1 protein-coding gene is annotated in these 584 nt (G+C 64.6%); it reads right to left on the reverse strand.

Translation table 11 applies throughout. From position 1 onward, the window contains the following. Positions 1–584 (reverse strand): GTP-binding protein (locus IEY49_RS08235; RefSeq protein ID WP_189007258.1); only part of this gene is annotated, 584 nt, incomplete at both ends.

The following is a 584-nucleotide window of genomic DNA, read 5'->3' on the forward strand; positions in this document are numbered from 1 at the left end:
CAGATGTTGTCGACCCACTTGTTCTCGCCGCGGGCGGTCTTGGGGTTGCCCTGCAGCGCTTCGAGGGCCTGCAGTGCGCTGCCCTTGATCACCGGCAGGTCATCACCGGGGAACTCGTACTTGCTCAGCAGTTCGCGCACTTCCATCTCGACCAGCTCGAGCAGTTCTTCGTCGTCGACCATGTCGACCTTATTCATGAACACCACGATGTACGGCACGCCGACCTGACGCGCCAGCAGGATGTGCTCGCGGGTCTGGGGCATGGGGCCGTCAGCGCTGGAGACCACCAGGATCGCGCCGTCCATCTGGGCGGCGCCCGTGATCATGTTCTTGACGTAGTCGGCGTGGCCGGGGCAGTCCACGTGGCTGTAGTGGCGGCTGGGCGTGTTGTATTCCACGTGGCTGGTGTTGATCGTGATGCCGCGGGCCTTCTCTTCGGGGGCCTTGTCGATCTGGTCGTAGGCCAGCGTCTCGATGGTCGGGTCCATCGCCGCCGCCGTGAAGGTGATCGCGGCCGTCAGCGTGGTCTTCCCGTGGTCGACGTGTCCAATCGTCCCCACGTTCACGTGGGGCTTCGTGCGCTC

The sequence above is a fragment of the Deinococcus malanensis genome (assembly GCF_014647655.1).
GTDB classification, from domain to species: Bacteria; Deinococcota; Deinococci; order Deinococcales; family Deinococcaceae; genus Deinococcus; species Deinococcus malanensis.